The organism is Neobacillus sp. DHD-1R (assembly GCF_057747995.1).
On sequence record NZ_CM173232.1, the window covers coordinates 1220299 to 1235315 of the forward strand.

The following is a 15017-nucleotide window of genomic DNA, read 5'->3' on the forward strand; positions in this document are numbered from 1 at the left end:
TTGAATTTAATGGCGTACAATAGCGAAGAAACAAAGAATTTACTAGAAGTAAAAAACCTCCGTACTGCCTTTTACGATGGTAAATCCAAACTGGAAGCAGTTCGGGGAATTGACTTTACCATTAAAAAAGGTGAAATTCTTGGCATTGTCGGTGAATCAGGAAGCGGAAAAAGTGTCATGGTTAAATCAATTCTTGGGATTATCCCATCAAATGCAAAAGTGGACGCTGGTGAGATTGTTTTAGACGGAAAGCATATTGAAGGTTTATCAAATAAGGAAAAAAGAGCGATAAGAGGCCGAGAAATTGCCATGATTTTTCAGGATCCGATGACTGCCCTTAATCCTTTGAAAAAAGCTGGTGACCATCTTGTTGAGTTGTTAGTAAGAGTAAGAGGCATGAAAAAGAAGGAAGCCAAGCAGGAGGCTATTGAGCTTCTGAGAATGGTAGGTATTCCCTCACCTGAAACAAGAGTGGACCAGTATCCACACGAATTTAGCGGCGGGATGAGACAAAGGGTGCTGATAGCGATGGCATTGGCTTGTAAGCCGAAACTTTTAATTGCAGATGAACCCACAACAGCACTTGATGTAACAATCCAGGCACAGATTCTTGACTTATTAAAGAAATTGCAAGCAGAAAATGATATGTCCGTTGTCTTAATTACACATGACCTTGGTGTTGTGGCAACCATTTGCAGCCGCATTTTAGTTATGTATGCTGGCATGGTCATGGAAGAGGGGCTGGCCGATGAAATCTTCTATTCTCCAAAACATCCATATACAAAAGCATTACTGAACTCAATTCCAAGAGTAGATGGGGAAAAAACAAGATTAAAGCCAATAAAAGGATCCGCACCGTCGCTAAAGAATATGGCAGTAGGCTGCCCATTTGCCGATCGCTGTGATCTTGCTGTAGATAAATGTTTTACGGAGATACCGGAATACAAAAACTTTTCATCCACGCATAAATGCATGTGCTTTTTAGCAGGGGAAGGGGAAAAACGAGATGACTGAAAGACGTGAAAAACTCGTTGATGTAAAAAATTTAAAAAAATACTTCCCGATAAAAACATCGATGTTTAAAAAAGGAAATCAGGTTGTAAAAGCTGTCGATGATGTATCATTTCATATTTATAAGGGGGAGACATTCGGTCTTGTAGGAGAGTCTGGGTGCGGTAAATCAACATTAGGACGAACACTTAATCGATTGTACGATCCAACCGCGGGAGAAATCCACTTTGATGGTAATGACATTGCTAATTTAACCAATAAAGAGCTGCAACCTTACCGTAAAAGAATCCAAATGATTTTTCAAGATCCCTACTCTTCACTTAACCCATATATGACGGTGGAAGAAATTATCGATGAACCGTTAGAAATTCATACAGTATTAGCAAAAGGTGAGCGAAAAAAAATCATCATAGACATTCTTGAAAAAGTAGGCTTACAGAAAGACGATCTGGAAAAATTCCCACACGAATTTAGTGGTGGTCAACGGCAGAGAATAGGAATTGCTCGAGCTCTGTCAACTAATCCGGAATTCATAATATGTGACGAGGCTATTTCTGCTCTTGATGTATCAATACAAGCACAAGTTATTAATATGTTAGAGGACCTACAGCGTGATCTGAATCTTACCTATTTATTTGTTGCTCATGATTTATCCATGGTCCGCCATATTTCTGACCGGATTGGTGTTATGTATCTTGGGAAAATGGTGGAAATTTCCAAAAGTGATGTATTATACGAAAAACCATTGCACCCTTATACACAAGCATTGCTATCTGCCATACCTATTCCGGATCCAATTAAGGCGCAAAGTAGTAAACGGGAAATCATAACCGGAGAGCTTCCGAGCCCGATTGAGATGGAAAAAGGCTGCCGGTTTCGATCAAGATGCCCATTTGCTAAAGCTATTTGTGCTGAAGTGGACCCACAATTAAAGGAAGTAGATGAAGACCACCTTGTTGCCTGCCATCTGTATTAAAGAAAGGGGTTGCCCATTATTGTGGAAAAGGTTAAATTAGCGTTAAATTATGCCCTCATGCTTGAAATGCTCAAAGCCCAAGGATTAACTAACCTAACAATCATTGAACTTTTGAATCAGGGAAATGAAGAATTACTCGATGGTATGGGTGAAGGTATCCCGACCTGGAAAACATTAATCGACTATTTCCATTTAAACAAAGAGAAATGCCAAAAAGCACTTAAGGGTGAATATGAAATAACATTTTTAACAAAAGGGGCCCTAAAATCCTTATTGTCTATAAAATTCGGGATGAAAGAAGGCGAGGATTTCGTCGACACCGGTGTATTTCTTGACCAAGTTACCATCACTAACGATAATCTTGAAACATTACGGAGTGTTATTTCAAAAAATTGGACGATAGTTTTACAGGAACAACACAACTCCGATGAGATACAGACCGTTAAAATCGAACTCACTCATAAACCAGTTTTCAACATATAAAATAAAAAGAACCATCATTTCCGTCATGGGACTGATGGTTCTTGTGTTTAAATTGATATAATTGTTCCTTCTTCGTCTTTGTCATTCTCGTGCGCATGTCGGTTAAAGTAAACGTGCTTCGCTTTACTTCCGGATTCATTTTCCCCTCACGCACGAGTTTTTCTCTAAGCTTCTTGGCTTTGGATTTCGCCATCAAAATCACTCCTCCATATGGTTTCACTCCATTATATACCAGTGGAGGAGCTTTCGTTAGTTAATTTTAAACTTCTTGCATTCTTGATTGTTGTTGAGTTTCTACATTTATAGAAGAATTGCGCTTCTTTGTATGAAGGAAATAATATAGAACCGCACCCATTAAAATATAGAAAGAACAAAAGAAATATAATGTACTATAATCCATTTTCACCGCGATGATACCAACGATAAAAGACCCTAGAGCAATACCGGTATCATAGATGGATAAAAAGGTGGCAGTAGCCACTCCACGTCTTCTAGGTTCGGCATCTTGAATGGCAATCGTTTGGAAGGTCGGAAAAAGTGTTCCCCATCCTAATCCAATCATTCCGGCCGATAGCAGGAACGTAAATGCCCCATTACTTTGGCTTAAGATAAACATTCCGATGGCAAACAGTGCAATGCATGGAAAGGTAATCACGTTGGGTCCATACTGATCAAGCCACTTTCCTGTAAATGGTCTTGAAGCCAATAAAATAATGGCATAGAAGACAAAAAACAAACTAGCAATGTTGGCTAAATGAATCTCACTAGCGTAGATGGATACAAATGAGAGAAGCGCGGAATACACAATCGCTAGGAAGCTTCCGACTATCGAGATAGGAACCGCACTGGCTTCAAACAGGCTGCCGAATGAAAAAGATGAAAGTACCTCAATCTTAGAGGGCTGTTCCATTTTAGGCTGTTTGACACTAAGTCCGGTAACCAACGAACCAACGGCTACAATTACACTTACGATAAACAAAATCTGTGAACCCCATTGCTGCAAGGCTAGCAATCCAATAAATGGACCAATTACCATTGCCATATTAGTGGACAATACAAAATAGCCCATACCTTCCCCTCTCCGTGAGGATGGAATTAAATCAGCTACAATTGTACCGACGGCTGTTGTGGCCATACCAAAACCAATCCCGTGTAAAAGGCGGATCACTAGAAAACCAGTTATTGTTTTAGGAAAGAAATACAAGAGAGAAGCACCTGCGAAAAGGATAAGAGCAGTTAGCAGCACTTTCCTATTCCCTGCACGTTCAAGCCATTGGCCAGCAAGCGGACGGGAAACAATGGCAGAAAGCAAGTATACGGTTGTCATCAGCCCAGCAACGGAAGAACTAGTATGTAATTCATCGAGTGCATAGGATGGCAGTGTAACCAGTAAGATATAAAATGATAAAAATAAAAAGAAATTACTAAAGGAAATACTGATAAAATCCTTTGTCCATAGTTTTGTTTTGCTTTTGTTCATATAATGCACTCCTATTATAAAATTTGCTGTAACCAGCTCTTCTGCAGTTTTAACAGTAATTCCTGTGATTCCTCAGGAACGTCTTTCAGTAAATCTTGATTTAAAGAATTGACGATTCTTTCCCAATTTGAGAATTCCACCAATGCAAGCTCTGTTAGTTGCACATGCTTTTCCCGTTTGTCTATCCCTGGAACTTGAATAACAAGGCCTTGTTTAACCAGTCGTTGAATGGTTCGCGTCATAGGCGGGGCTTCAACAAACAGGTAATCACAAAGATCCCTCTGAGTAAGCGAACCTTTATTTTTAAGAACAAAGATGACGGCCCATTGAGCACTATATAATCCATAAGGTTTCAGAGCTAGGTTGAGTTTGTTGGTGAGATGGCGAGAAAGCTGATGAAGAGTATGAAATAAATCGTGGCTTATCATAATATGCTCCATATCTTTAATAGTTACCTAGGTAACTATAATGGTTACAGGAAAAATTGTCAATAATTGTTTCCTATTGGGGGGGGATTCTAGGTTTGGCGGGAATAATGGGAAAGACCGCGGAATTAATCAGGATTTCGGCGGGATTCCGCTCAAAACAGGCGGGAATAATCGCAAAATCGGCGGGATTAATTCAAAATGGCGCGGAATCCAATCCAACAGTCCGCCGAACCATCTCCATAAAAAAGTCCGCGGAATACACATTCCGCGGAATCACAATCTTATCTCAACACATTAAAATACCTAGCCTCTGGATGGGCGAACACAATCGCCGATACCGATGCTTCAGGTTCCATCATGCATCCCTCTGTTAACTGGATGCCGATTTCCTCCGGTTGGATTAATTTAAACAGCTTTTTCTGATCCTCTAATTCAGGACATGCTGGGTAGCCGAACGAAAAACGCTGTCCTTGATAATGGGCGGCAAAACGGTCCTGCATGCTAAAATCAAGCGGATCAGGGAAGCCCCAGCGATCGCGCATTTGGCGGTGAATTAATTCGGCAAAGCCTTCCGCCGTTTCCAGTGCCAATGATTGAAGCGCATGGCTTTCCAAAAAGCGTCCCTCTGCTTTAAATTGGTCAGCTTTTTCACGAATCCCTCTGCCGGCCGTAACTGTAAAGAAGCCAACATAATCCTTAACGCCGCTGTCAACGGTTTTAATAAAATCTGCCAAGCATAGATATGGGGCTGAGTCTTGTCGCGGGAAGTCAAAGGTTTCAATCACTTGATCAGGATTTTCCGGACTAAAGATAATGACCTTATTTCCATCAGATTGTGCTGGGAAAAATTGATAAACGGCGGCAGGCGTGATCCAATTGTGTACACTTGCATCAGCAAGTAATTGGTCGACCACTTCTTTGACTTTTACCGCTTTTTCGTCCTTCTCAGCCAATAACTTGGCAATTTTTCCTTTAACCCCAAGATGGTGGCCAATCAACATTTGCATATTGATATACGGTTCAATATGGGAAAGGGAGTAGGTCTTTAAAATATGCCGTTTGGTATCCATCGGTGTAAAAACAGGAACTTGAGTGGAAACCGCTGGCTTCGGTTTTACCGCAACTGCTCCAGTTGACCGGCGCTCAAACTCTCTTGGTACATCGATCGCTGCTAATTTTTCTTGCTTATGAGCTAATAGCTTCTGAACTTCTTCTTCCGAATTTAACTGATTGGCAATCGAAAGACCATTCATCGCATCTTTGGCATAAAGAACGAGGCCGTCATATTCCTTGGCGATTTTCGTATCGGTAAACTTGCGAGATAATGCTGCACCCCCAACTAAGATAGGGATGGAGATTCCTGCATCCTTCATATCCTGAGCAGTTAAAACCATTTGTTGAGCTGATTTCACCAATAAGCCGGATAATCCGACCATGTCTGGTTTTTCTCGTTGAATGGCCTGAACTAAATCAGTCGGGTTCACTTTAATTCCTAGGTCGATAACTTGATAGCCATTATTGCTAAGAATAATATCCACGAGATTTTTTCCGATATCATGGACATCGCCTTTTACTGTTGCTAAAATAACTTTTCCCTTTGAAGCAGAAACATCACCTTTTTCCATATGTGGCTCTAAAAAGGAAACAGATGCTTTCATGACCTCTGCACTTTGTAGAACTTCCGCCACAATTAACTGATTGTCATTGAAAAGGCGGCCAACCTCTTTCATCCCTTCCATTAATGGACCGTTAATAATCTCCAGTGGGGCAGGGTAGGTTTCAAGTGCTTTTTCTAAATCTGGCAGCAAACCTTCTTTTGTTCCTTCAATCACATAATAGGCAAGGCGTTCTTCTAAAGTCATATTTGGAACGGTTACCTTTGGTTCCTTTTTCTTACCGCGGTAAAATTCAGTGAACGTCGCCAGCGTCTCATCCGTTGTATCAAATAATAGCTGTTCCGCTAAATGAACCTCCTCCTTGGAAATGGAAGCAAACCGTTCTAGTTTTTCCGTATTCACAATCGCATAATCAAGACCGGCTTGTGTACAGTGATAAAGAAAAACAGAGTTTAAAATTTCCCGGCCCACAGGCGGCAGTCCGAAGGAAACGTTGCTGATTCCCAGGATGGTTTGCGTTTCCGGAAGCTGTTCCTTAATTAATTTTATGCCCTCGACTGTAGCCTTAGCAGAGCCAATATATTGTTCATCTCCAGTACCAACAGGGAACACAAGTGGGTCAAAGATCAGGTCCTGAGGATTAAGATGATATTTATTAACTAAAAGATCATAAGAGCGTTTCGCAATTTCAAGTTTTTTCTCAGCTGTAACGCCCATGCCTTTTTCATCAATTGTCCCGACAACGACTGCCGCACCATAGCGATGGATTAACGGAACAATCGCTTCAAAACGCTCCAAGCCATCCTCTAGATTAATGGAATTAATAATTGCTTTACCTTGGGAATATTTTAGTGCCTTTTCAATGACCTTTTCATCTGTTGAATCAATGACAAGGGGTACCTTTACTTTTTTAACGACTTCTTGGATGAAGTTTTCCATGTCGACAATCTCATCTCGATCTGGATCGGCTAGACAAATATCGATGACATGGGCACCGCCTTTAACCTGTGCACGAGCAATCTCAGCAGCCTCTTCAAATTTTCCTTCGGTAATGAGTCGTTTAAATTTTCGTGAACCAATGACGTTGGTCCGTTCTCCGACCATGATTGGACGAAGCGTTGGATCATCATAGATAAACGGCTCAATCCCAGAAACCATATGAACAAGAGAATGTTTTACTTCCCGGGGCTGGAAATTTTTCATTGCAGCAGAAATGGCCTTAATATGGTCAGGCGTTGTACCACAACAGCCGCCAACAATATTGAGCCAGCCATGGGCAGCGAAATCAGAAAGCTTTTTTGCTAATGTTTCAGGTGTTTCATGGTAATGGCCTTCTTCGTCGGGTAAGCCGGCATTCGGATAACAACTGACAGCCGTACCAGCTAGATTAGCTAGTGAGCGGACATGATCCTGCATAAATTCTGGTCCAGTCGCACAATTAAGTCCTACCGCCACAGGATTCATATGCTCAACCGAAATATAGAACGATTCTATCGATTGACCTGCAAGTGTGGTGCCCATTGGTTCAATCGTTCCTGAAATAAACAGCGGCAACGTTTTACCCGTCTTTTCAAACGCTGTTTGAATGCCTGCAAATCCGGCCTTAACATTTAACATATCTTGACTCGTTTCAAGCAGCAACAGATCCACGCCACCGTCAATCAAGCCGATTGCTTGTTCTTCATATGAAGCAGAAAGGGCATCAAACGTAGTTCCGCCGGTGACACTTAATGTTTTCGTTGTCGGACCCATAGAGCCTGCAACATAACGAGGCCACTCTTCGGTGGAAACCCTCATTGCTTCCCTAACTGCAAGCATCCCGGCTATTTTATTTATTTCATAGGCTTTAAATCCGAGCTCATATTCATCAAGGACAATACTTGTTGCCCCAAAAGTATTCGTTTCAATAATATCAGCACCGGCCTCTAAATATTCCCGATGGATGTTGGAAATAACGGCAGGAGCCGTTAAATTTAAATGTTCATTACAGCCTTCGTACAGCTCACCGCCAAAATCCTCGGCAGAAAGATTGGCCCGCTGCAGCATGGTACCCATTGCTCCGTCCATGACAAGGATGCGCTTTTTAAGTTGTTCACTAAATGGTGTTTTCGGCATAGCTGTTCCCCCTAATTTCACTAGCCCGCTGTCTGGCATATATGGCCAGTTCAGTAGTTAATTCATAGCGTAAAAATGGTGTGATTAAATAAATCCCATTGAATAAATCTAAGGCAGCATCAATTAATGACTTCGTTATATCAATTCCTAACCGGGTGGCTAGAAGCGGATTATCATTTAAGCTGGCCATCTGTTCCCGTATCGAATCGGCTATTTTGATACCTGGCACTTCATTATGAAGAAACTCTGCATTTTTACTGCTCGTTAGCGGCATTAACCCAATATAAATCGGTGCATCCAAATGTTTTGTATTTTCATAGACTTCGATTAACTTCTCTTCGGAAAATACCGGCTGGGAAATAAAGTAATCCGCACCATATTCCATTTTCTTCTCCAGCCGTTTTACCGCTTTTTCAACGGAGCGGACATTCGGGTTAAAGGCAGCGGCAATACTAAAGGCCGTTTTTTGACCTAAGTCCTTTCCGGAAAAAGATAGACCTTCATTTAATTGCTTAATCATTTGAATGAGCTCAAATGATGAGACATCGTAAACGGAAGAAGCACCTGGAAAATCGCCTACTCTTGCCGGGTCTCCCGTAATCGCAAGGACATCATTCATTCCAAGTGTATGCAAGCCCATTAGATGAGACTGCAGCCCGATAATATTACGGTCGCGGCAGGCAATATGAATAAGCGGCCGCATCCCTAACTCGCTTTTTAGGAGATATCCGATTGATTCATTGGAAATTCGGACAGTAGCGAGTGAATTATCCGCTAGAGTGATAGAATCTATTCCAGCTTCTTTTAACGCCTTCGCCCCTTCAAAAAATTTAGTCGTATCCAACTTTCGAGGTGGATCTAATTCCACGATAACTGATGGTCTTTCCTTCACGATCTCCTGTAGGGGAGTGTACTCTCTCTTAGGAGAAGAAGACTCTACGACGATCTTCTTTGGTTTTAATTTTACAACTTTCTCAGTGATGGGGACAGAATTCTTTAATTCTGAGGCAAAAGCTCTAATATGGGCTGGGGTCGTTCCACAACAGCCGCCCAGTAAACGGATCCCTTCTTGTCGAAAGCTTTGAGCAGATTTTTTAAAATAATCCGCATCGCCCTCATAGTGAAATTTGCCATCCGTATAGGTTGGTAGACTGGCATTTGGATAGGCAGATAGAAAAGCATGTGCAGGCAATTCAATTTGATCCAATGCTAATAACATATGGTGGGGACCGAGCCGGCAGTTAAGACCGACCACATCAGCACCAAGTCCTTCTAGTCTTTTTAAGGCATCATTAACCGGCGTCCGATCCTGTAAAAATCCAGGCTCCTGAAGGGATACCTGTGCAATAATTGGCAGATTCGTTTCTTTTCTGGCAATGGTCAGAATGGTTTCGAGTTCCTCCAAGTCATAAAAGGTTTCGAGTAATAATCCATCCACACCCTCAAGAAGGAGGCAATATAATTGCTCTCGGAAGCTTCGTTTTATTTCTTCGATCGTAATGGAGCTCGTTTTAATGCCACGGTTGCCACCCATGGTTCCAAGAACAAAGGCATTATTTTGTGCTGCCTTTTTTGCTAGACGGACGGCTGCACTATTAATCTCCTTAACCGAATCTTCTAATCCATATCGCTGCAGCTTTAAATAGTTTGCCGCATACGAATTGGTTTGGATCACATCGGCACCTGCATCAATATAAGCATGATGAATATTTTGAATTTGCTCAGGCTGTGATAAATTTAATTCCTCTGAGCATGAATCCACTCCGAAAGAATAAAGAAGGGTGCCCATTGCACCATCGGCAATTAAAATTTGATTTTGTAATTTTTCTAGAAGGCTCATCATGATTCTCCTTGATGTAAGACCAAGTGTGTATCACGAACATGCTCAAGGGCTTGAGAAAAATCCTTGATTAAATCTTCTGGATTTTCGAGACCAACCGATAAGCGAACAAGGCCATTTGTAATCCCGCGTTCATCTCTGTCCTCTTGAGACATTGCGGCATGAGACATTTTTGCCGGGTAGGAAAGAATAGATTCCACTGCACCTAGACTAACCGCAAATACAGGTATTTTTACATTGGCAATAAAGGTTCGAAGGGCATCTTCATTAGCCAATTCAAATGATAAGACCGCACCGGGACCTGCTGCTTGTTCTTTTTGCAGCTGATATTGAGGGTGACTTTCCAGCCCCGGATAATGAACTTTTTCCACGAGTGGATGTGCCTCTAAAAATTCCGCTAATTTGATAGCTGACCGTTGAGATTGTTCTAACCGAACATGCAGCGTCTTGATTCCTCTTAACACGAGCCATGCATCCTGCACACCTAAGATCGCGCCAAAGCCATTTTGCAAAAAGCCTAATCTTTTGGCTAAGTCTTCGCTGTTTACCACAGCTAGTCCAGCTACGACATCACTGTGACCTGCTAAAAATTTCGTTGCGCTATGGAGCACGACATCTGCTCCTAATTCCAGTGGCTTCTGGTGGGATGGAGTAAGGAACGTGTTATCGACAAAGGTTAATGCGTTAACCTCTTTTGCGATCCTGCTAATCGCTCTAATATCCGTTACTTTCATTAACGGATTCGATGGGGTCTCCACATAGAACGCCTTTGTATTTGGCTGAATCGCTTGTTTGACTTCCTCTAAATTCGTCATATCGACAAACGTATGCTGAATGCCTAACCGAGTAAGGACTTGGGTGACCATCCGAAACGTCCCGCCATAGACATCTTCTGTTATCACAATATGGTCTCCAGCTGAAAGGAGCAGAAAGGCCGTCGAAATAGCAGCCATCCCAGATGAAAAGGCAAACCCTTTTACACCGCCCTCTAGTTCTGCAATTACATCTTCAAGAGCTTCCCGTGTTGGATTTAAACTACGGCCATAATCATATTTACCAAACTGATCAAAATCAGCTTGATGGAAGGTGGAGGCGTGTTGAATCGGTACACTCACTGCTCCTGTTGTCGGATCAATTTTATGCTTATTATGAAGGAGCCGGGTTTCAAAACTATATTCATCGTGTGCCATTATGCGATCACTCCTTCTTTAATATGGGCAAATGCCTGTTGCAAATCTTCAATGATGTCTTGTGCATCTTCGATTCCAACCGAAAAACGTAATAAACAATTATCGACACCTGATTGGGTCCGAACCTCTACAGGAATATCGGCATGGGTCTGCGTTGCTGGATAGGTAATAAAGCTTTCCGTACCACCAAGGCTTTCAGCAAAACAAATGAGTCTTAGGCCTTGTAGGAAAGGATTAATCCATGATTCTTCTTGTACTCTGAAGGACACCATTCCACCTCTGCCTGGATAAAGCACATCTGATACAGCTACATGCTGAGAAAGGAACTCAACAATCTTTTTTGCATTTTTTTCATGTCTGTCCATTCGAAGCGATAAAGTTTTCATTCCGCGCATTAATAACCAAGAGTCGAACGGACTAAGCACTGCCCCGGCACCGTTATGGTGAAAGGCCAATGCTTCACAAAGTTCCTTCCCTTTTGCAACAACCAGCCCGGCGAGAACATCATTATGGCCCCCCAAGTATTTCGTTGCACTGTGGATGACAATATCCGCGCCAAGGGTAATTGGCTTCTGTAATAGTGGCGTATAAAATGTATTATCTACTATTAATAAAAGCCCATGTTTTTTGGCAATTTCTGAAACAGCTGCAATATCTGATTCTTGCATGAGGGGATTGGTTGGTGTCTCCAAGAAAATAGCCTTTGTATTTGGCGTAATTTTCTTTTCAATCTCTTCCGGACAACAGGTATTAACATATTGAGTGTTCAAGCCCCATTTTTTATAGCCCTTTTCTAATAGACGGTAGGTGCCGCCATATAAATCTTCACTTACAATCCATTCATCACCAGATTCAAATAAAGAGAGGATCGTTAGGATGGCTGCCATCCCAGAACTGCAGGCAAAGCCTTGATCGCCGTCCTCTAAATCAGCAATTGTTTTTTCAAGAAGCTGACGTGTTGGATTTCCTGTTCGGGTATAGTCAAACCCTGTTGATTGCCCAATTCCCTCATGGCGGAAGGCAGTTGAAAAATAAATAGGTGGATTCACCGTTCCAGTTGTTGTTTCGCTGCGGTTGCCGATTTGAGCAAGTTTCGTATCGATTTTGTACATAAGGCACGCTCCTAGTAATAAATGATTATTATGTTTAACATTAACGCGATTGAGTGATAAAGCTTTTTGATAAATAAAAAAAGTCTTCTCATAAGAAGAAGACTTTTGTAGGCAGCACATTTGTCATTCTTCTTATCTTGCAAATTAGTGAATTTGCAGGACTTAGCACCTTTTCAATGAGAAAAAACATTGAAGGTTGCTGAGGTGTCGCAGGGCCCTTCCCTCAACCTCTCTTGATAAGAAAATAATTATTTAGATTATTTATAAAATTTACTACAAATTAGTGATGATGTCAATTTGTTTTTATATAATTCATTTTAATGTAGAACCTAATTTAATAACAATATTTAAAAACTCCAGAATTATTAAACGAAAAAATATTGACACTAATAGTTTAAGGCTTTATTATAACTTTATTAGGTGTTCTTGATAAAGAACTAACAAAGAGGATTAAATAGGTAATTAGTAATATAATTCATTAAATTAATGCAATTAAAATAGGGTTATTTAGTTAAATCGGTGGAGATTAAGATTTAACCAAATTTCTATTAGTTAAGTATGACATATTTGTTCTTTTTAGTGAACAATTTAATCTAATGGTTAAAGGTAATATGGAATTTTAAGCCTGGCAGGAGGAAAAGATGAGTGCTATAGCCGGAATATATCATTTAAACGATGAACCAATCAATCTAGAGCACGGAAACCGGATTATGAAAGAATTAGAAAAATATCCGGCCGATGATGTGCAAACCTGGCATAACGACAAAGTTTTTCTTGGCTGCCATGCACAGTGGATTACCCCGGAGTCTATAGGTGAAAAACTTCCCTACTATGATTATGAAAGGAAGTTAGCTATTACGGCAGATGCAATTATCGATAATCGTGAAGAACTATTTGAAAGATTACAAGTGAAAAAGGAAAGAAGGAAAGAAATCACTGATAGTGAACTTATCTTGCTTTCGTATCATAAATGGGAAGAAGATTCTCCCAAGTATCTAGTCGGCGATTTTGCCTTTATGATTTGGGACGAAAGGAAACAACAATTTTTTGGTGCAAGAGATCCATCTGGATATAGAACACTATATTATTTCAAAAATAATTCACGATTCACCTTCTGTACAACCATTGAATCATTATTATCCTTGCCCTATGTTAAGAAGCAATTAAACGAAAATTATATCGCTGAATTTTTAGCTATTACTGGAATGATTGATACGGTGGATGCTCGGATGACTCCGTTTAAAAATATAGATCAAGTACCACCATTTCATTCTATATCAATTGTTGGAGAAGGAATTCACCTAAAACGCTACGGTACATTTACTCCTAAAGAAAAAATAAAATTAAAGTCAAACGAAGAATATGTAGAGGCATTTCAAGAGGTTTTTCAGAAGGCAGTAAACTGTAGGTTACGAACGTACCGAGAAGTTGGTTCCCAATTAAGCGGGGGGTTAGATTCAGGCTCAATTGTAGGGTTTGCAGCAAAAGAACTGCGAAAAGAAAATAAGACCTTACATACTTTCAGTTATATTCCACCAATGGATTTCGTAGATTTCACTCATAAGCGATTAATGCCGGACGAGAGACCATTAATTAAGAAAACGGTTGAATATGTAGGCGGAATTTCTGACCATTACTATGATTTTGACGGGAGAAGTTCTTATACCGAAATCGATGAGTATCTGGATGTAATGGAAATGCCTTACAAATTTACTGAAAATTCATTCTGGTTAAGGGGCATTTTTGAGGAAGCACACAAAAAAGGTGTTGGAATTTTACTAAATGGTGATAAAGGTAATTCGACTATATCATGGGGCTCAGCTCTAGATTATTATGCCATTCTATTAAAAAAGTTAAAGTGGCTGCGTCTTATTCAAGAATTACATCAATATAGTCTGAATATCGGAGGAGCCAGATTTCGATTGCTTCCTTATATTATTAGAAAGAGCTTTCCTTTCATTAATCAAATGATACCTATCAATAGATCATTAGATGTTCCGACTTTAATTAACTCAGACCTCGCCGAGAGGACTGGTGTATTTTCAAAGTTAAGGGAGTATGGAATTGATAACTCTGGCTGGTTGGCCTCTCAAAATATTTATGAACAAAGAAGAATTATCTTTGAAAATATCTCCACGTGGAATTCGGGGAGTACACTTGATGCCAAACTATCATTGCGATATAAACTTTGGAAACGTGATCCTACCAATGATATTCGAGTAGCTCGTTTTTGTTTTTCTGTACCAGAGGATCAATTTGTTCAAAATGGGGTAGACCGAGCGCTCATTCGAAGATCAACAGAAAATGTGCTGCCAAATCAAATTAGATTAAATCAATATGTCAGAGGTGTTCAAGGTGCAGATTGGCTTCATCGGATGATTCCAAATTGGAGTATGCTCATTGAGGAAGTTAAGGAACTTTTAAAAGAATCCTATGCAATGAGATTCTTTGATGAAGGTGTAATAAGGTCGGCACTGTCCAAAAGTGAAAAAGGTCCAAGAATAGAAAGTATGTCTAACCCAGACTATAGAATCTTAATGAGGGCTGTAATAGTGTATCGGTTACTAAAAAAATACTTTGAAAGGGGGTGATTAAATGAAAAGAGAATGGAAAAAACCAGAATTAGAAATGCTAGATGTGAAAATGACAATGCACAATACTGCTGGAAATTTTTATGATGCTCATTATGCCGATGGTGAGACAATCCCTACAGATCCAGTTACTGGTCAGCATATGGACGCTAAAAGTTAATAAGAAGATATTTGC

Annotated in this window: 12 protein-coding genes and 1 riboswitch; of the genes, 5 read left to right on the forward strand and 7 right to left on the reverse strand. The window is 40.5% G+C overall.

Annotated features, from left to right (window positions below; genetic code table 11):
• Window positions 1–9 precede the first annotated feature (9 nt).
• The 3 genes from AC3ANL_RS05740 to AC3ANL_RS05750 are packed head-to-tail and all read left to right on the forward strand — an operon-like array spanning window position 10 to window position 2470.
• On the forward strand, window positions 10–1014 hold the full coding sequence (locus AC3ANL_RS05740) for an ABC transporter ATP-binding protein (protein WP_488328298.1): 1005 nt from the start codon (window positions 10–12) through the stop codon (window positions 1012–1014).
• The gene (locus tag AC3ANL_RS05745; RefSeq protein ID WP_488328299.1) at window positions 1007–1987 is read left to right on the forward strand and encodes an ABC transporter ATP-binding protein; all 981 of its coding nucleotides are present in this window, start codon (window positions 1007–1009) and stop codon (window positions 1985–1987) included. Before AC3ANL_RS05740 ends, AC3ANL_RS05745 begins: the two co-directional genes overlap by 8 nt.
• Window positions 1988–2008: 21 nt before the next feature.
• On the forward strand, window positions 2009–2470 hold the full coding sequence (locus AC3ANL_RS05750) for a hypothetical protein (protein ID WP_488328300.1): 462 nt from the start codon (window positions 2009–2011) through the stop codon (window positions 2468–2470).
• Here the strand turns inward: AC3ANL_RS05750 and AC3ANL_RS05755 are convergent.
• From AC3ANL_RS05755 to AC3ANL_RS05785, 7 genes are all read right to left on the reverse strand, one after another.
• Window positions 2460–2663 (reverse strand): hypothetical protein, encoded by a 204-nt coding sequence (locus tag AC3ANL_RS05755; protein ID WP_488328301.1) that lies wholly within the window; start codon window positions 2661–2663, stop codon window positions 2460–2462. The genes AC3ANL_RS05750 and AC3ANL_RS05755 overlap by 11 nt on opposite strands.
• A 66-nt stretch (window positions 2664–2729) precedes the next feature.
• Window positions 2730–3950 carry an MFS transporter gene (locus tag AC3ANL_RS05760; RefSeq protein ID WP_488328302.1) on the reverse strand — a complete coding sequence of 407 codons (1221 nt, stop codon included), beginning with the start codon at window positions 3948–3950 and terminating at the stop codon, window positions 2730–2732.
• Window positions 3951–3964: 14 nt separating this feature from the next.
• The gene (locus AC3ANL_RS05765; protein ID WP_488328303.1) at window positions 3965–4378 is read right to left on the reverse strand and encodes a MarR family winged helix-turn-helix transcriptional regulator; all 414 of its coding nucleotides are present in this window, start codon (window positions 4376–4378) and stop codon (window positions 3965–3967) included.
• Window positions 4379–4659: 281 nt separating this feature from the next.
• Window positions 4660–8109, reverse strand: a complete 3450-nt coding sequence (gene metH / locus AC3ANL_RS05770; RefSeq protein ID WP_488328304.1) for a methionine synthase — start codon at window positions 8107–8109, stop codon at window positions 4660–4662.
• Entirely contained in the window at window positions 8090–9949 is a 1860-nt protein-coding gene (locus AC3ANL_RS05775; RefSeq protein ID WP_488329666.1) for a bifunctional homocysteine S-methyltransferase/methylenetetrahydrofolate reductase, read from the reverse strand. The genes metH and AC3ANL_RS05775 overlap by 20 nt, the downstream gene beginning before the upstream one ends.
• On the reverse strand, window positions 9949–11139 hold the full coding sequence (metC, locus tag AC3ANL_RS05780; RefSeq protein WP_488328305.1) for a cystathionine beta-lyase: 1191 nt from the start codon (window positions 11137–11139) through the stop codon (window positions 9949–9951). Before metC ends, AC3ANL_RS05775 begins: the two co-directional genes overlap by 1 nt.
• Window positions 11139–12251: a methionine biosynthesis PLP-dependent protein gene (locus AC3ANL_RS05785; RefSeq protein WP_488328306.1), complete on the reverse strand. Its 1113-nt coding sequence runs from the start codon at window positions 12249–12251 to the stop codon at window positions 11139–11141. The genes metC and AC3ANL_RS05785 overlap by 1 nt, the downstream gene beginning before the upstream one ends.
• Before the next feature lie 129 nt (window positions 12252–12380).
• Window positions 12381–12494: riboswitch (SAM riboswitch) on the reverse strand.
• Window positions 12495–12892: 398 nt separating this feature from the next.
• Between AC3ANL_RS05785 and AC3ANL_RS05790 the strand changes: the two genes are divergently transcribed.
• Both AC3ANL_RS05790 and AC3ANL_RS05795 read left to right on the forward strand, forming a co-directional pair.
• The gene (locus AC3ANL_RS05790) at window positions 12893–14842 is read left to right on the forward strand and encodes an asparagine synthase-related protein (RefSeq protein ID WP_488328307.1); all 1950 of its coding nucleotides are present in this window, start codon (window positions 12893–12895) and stop codon (window positions 14840–14842) included.
• 4 nt (window positions 14843–14846) lie between these two features.
• Window positions 14847–15002 (forward strand): paeninodin family lasso peptide, encoded by a 156-nt coding sequence (locus AC3ANL_RS05795; protein WP_488328308.1) that lies wholly within the window; start codon window positions 14847–14849, stop codon window positions 15000–15002.
• The last annotated feature ends 15 nt before the right edge of the window (window positions 15003–15017 follow it).

Excerpts from the sequence above, each read along its gene's own strand:
- AC3ANL_RS05740 (WP_488328298.1), top strand. The coding sequence starts at position 10 with ATGGCGTACAATAGCGAAGAAACAAAGAATTTACTAGAAGTAAAAAAC.
- AC3ANL_RS05745 (WP_488328299.1), top strand. The coding sequence starts at position 1,007 with ATGACTGAAAGACGTGAAAAACTCGTTGATGTAAAAAATTTAAAAAAA.
- AC3ANL_RS05755 (WP_488328301.1), bottom strand. The coding sequence starts at position 2,663 with ATGGCGAAATCCAAAGCCAAGAAGCTTAGAGAAAAACTCGTGCGTGAG.
- AC3ANL_RS05760 (WP_488328302.1), bottom strand. The coding sequence starts at position 3,950 with ATGAACAAAAGCAAAACAAAACTATGGACAAAGGATTTTATCAGTATT.
- AC3ANL_RS05765 (WP_488328303.1), bottom strand. The coding sequence starts at position 4,378 with ATGATAAGCCACGATTTATTTCATACTCTTCATCAGCTTTCTCGCCAT.
- metH (WP_488328304.1), bottom strand. The coding sequence starts at position 8,109 with ATGCCGAAAACACCATTTAGTGAACAACTTAAAAAGCGCATCCTTGTC.
- AC3ANL_RS05775 (WP_488329666.1), bottom strand. The coding sequence starts at position 9,949 with ATGAGCCTTCTAGAAAAATTACAAAATCAAATTTTAATTGCCGATGGT.
- metC (WP_488328305.1), bottom strand. The coding sequence starts at position 11,139 with ATGGCACACGATGAATATAGTTTTGAAACCCGGCTCCTTCATAATAAG.
- AC3ANL_RS05785 (WP_488328306.1), bottom strand. The coding sequence starts at position 12,251 with ATGTACAAAATCGATACGAAACTTGCTCAAATCGGCAACCGCAGCGAA.
- AC3ANL_RS05790 (WP_488328307.1), top strand. The coding sequence starts at position 12,893 with ATGAGTGCTATAGCCGGAATATATCATTTAAACGATGAACCAATCAAT.
- AC3ANL_RS05795 (WP_488328308.1), top strand. The coding sequence starts at position 14,847 with ATGAAAAGAGAATGGAAAAAACCAGAATTAGAAATGCTAGATGTGAAA.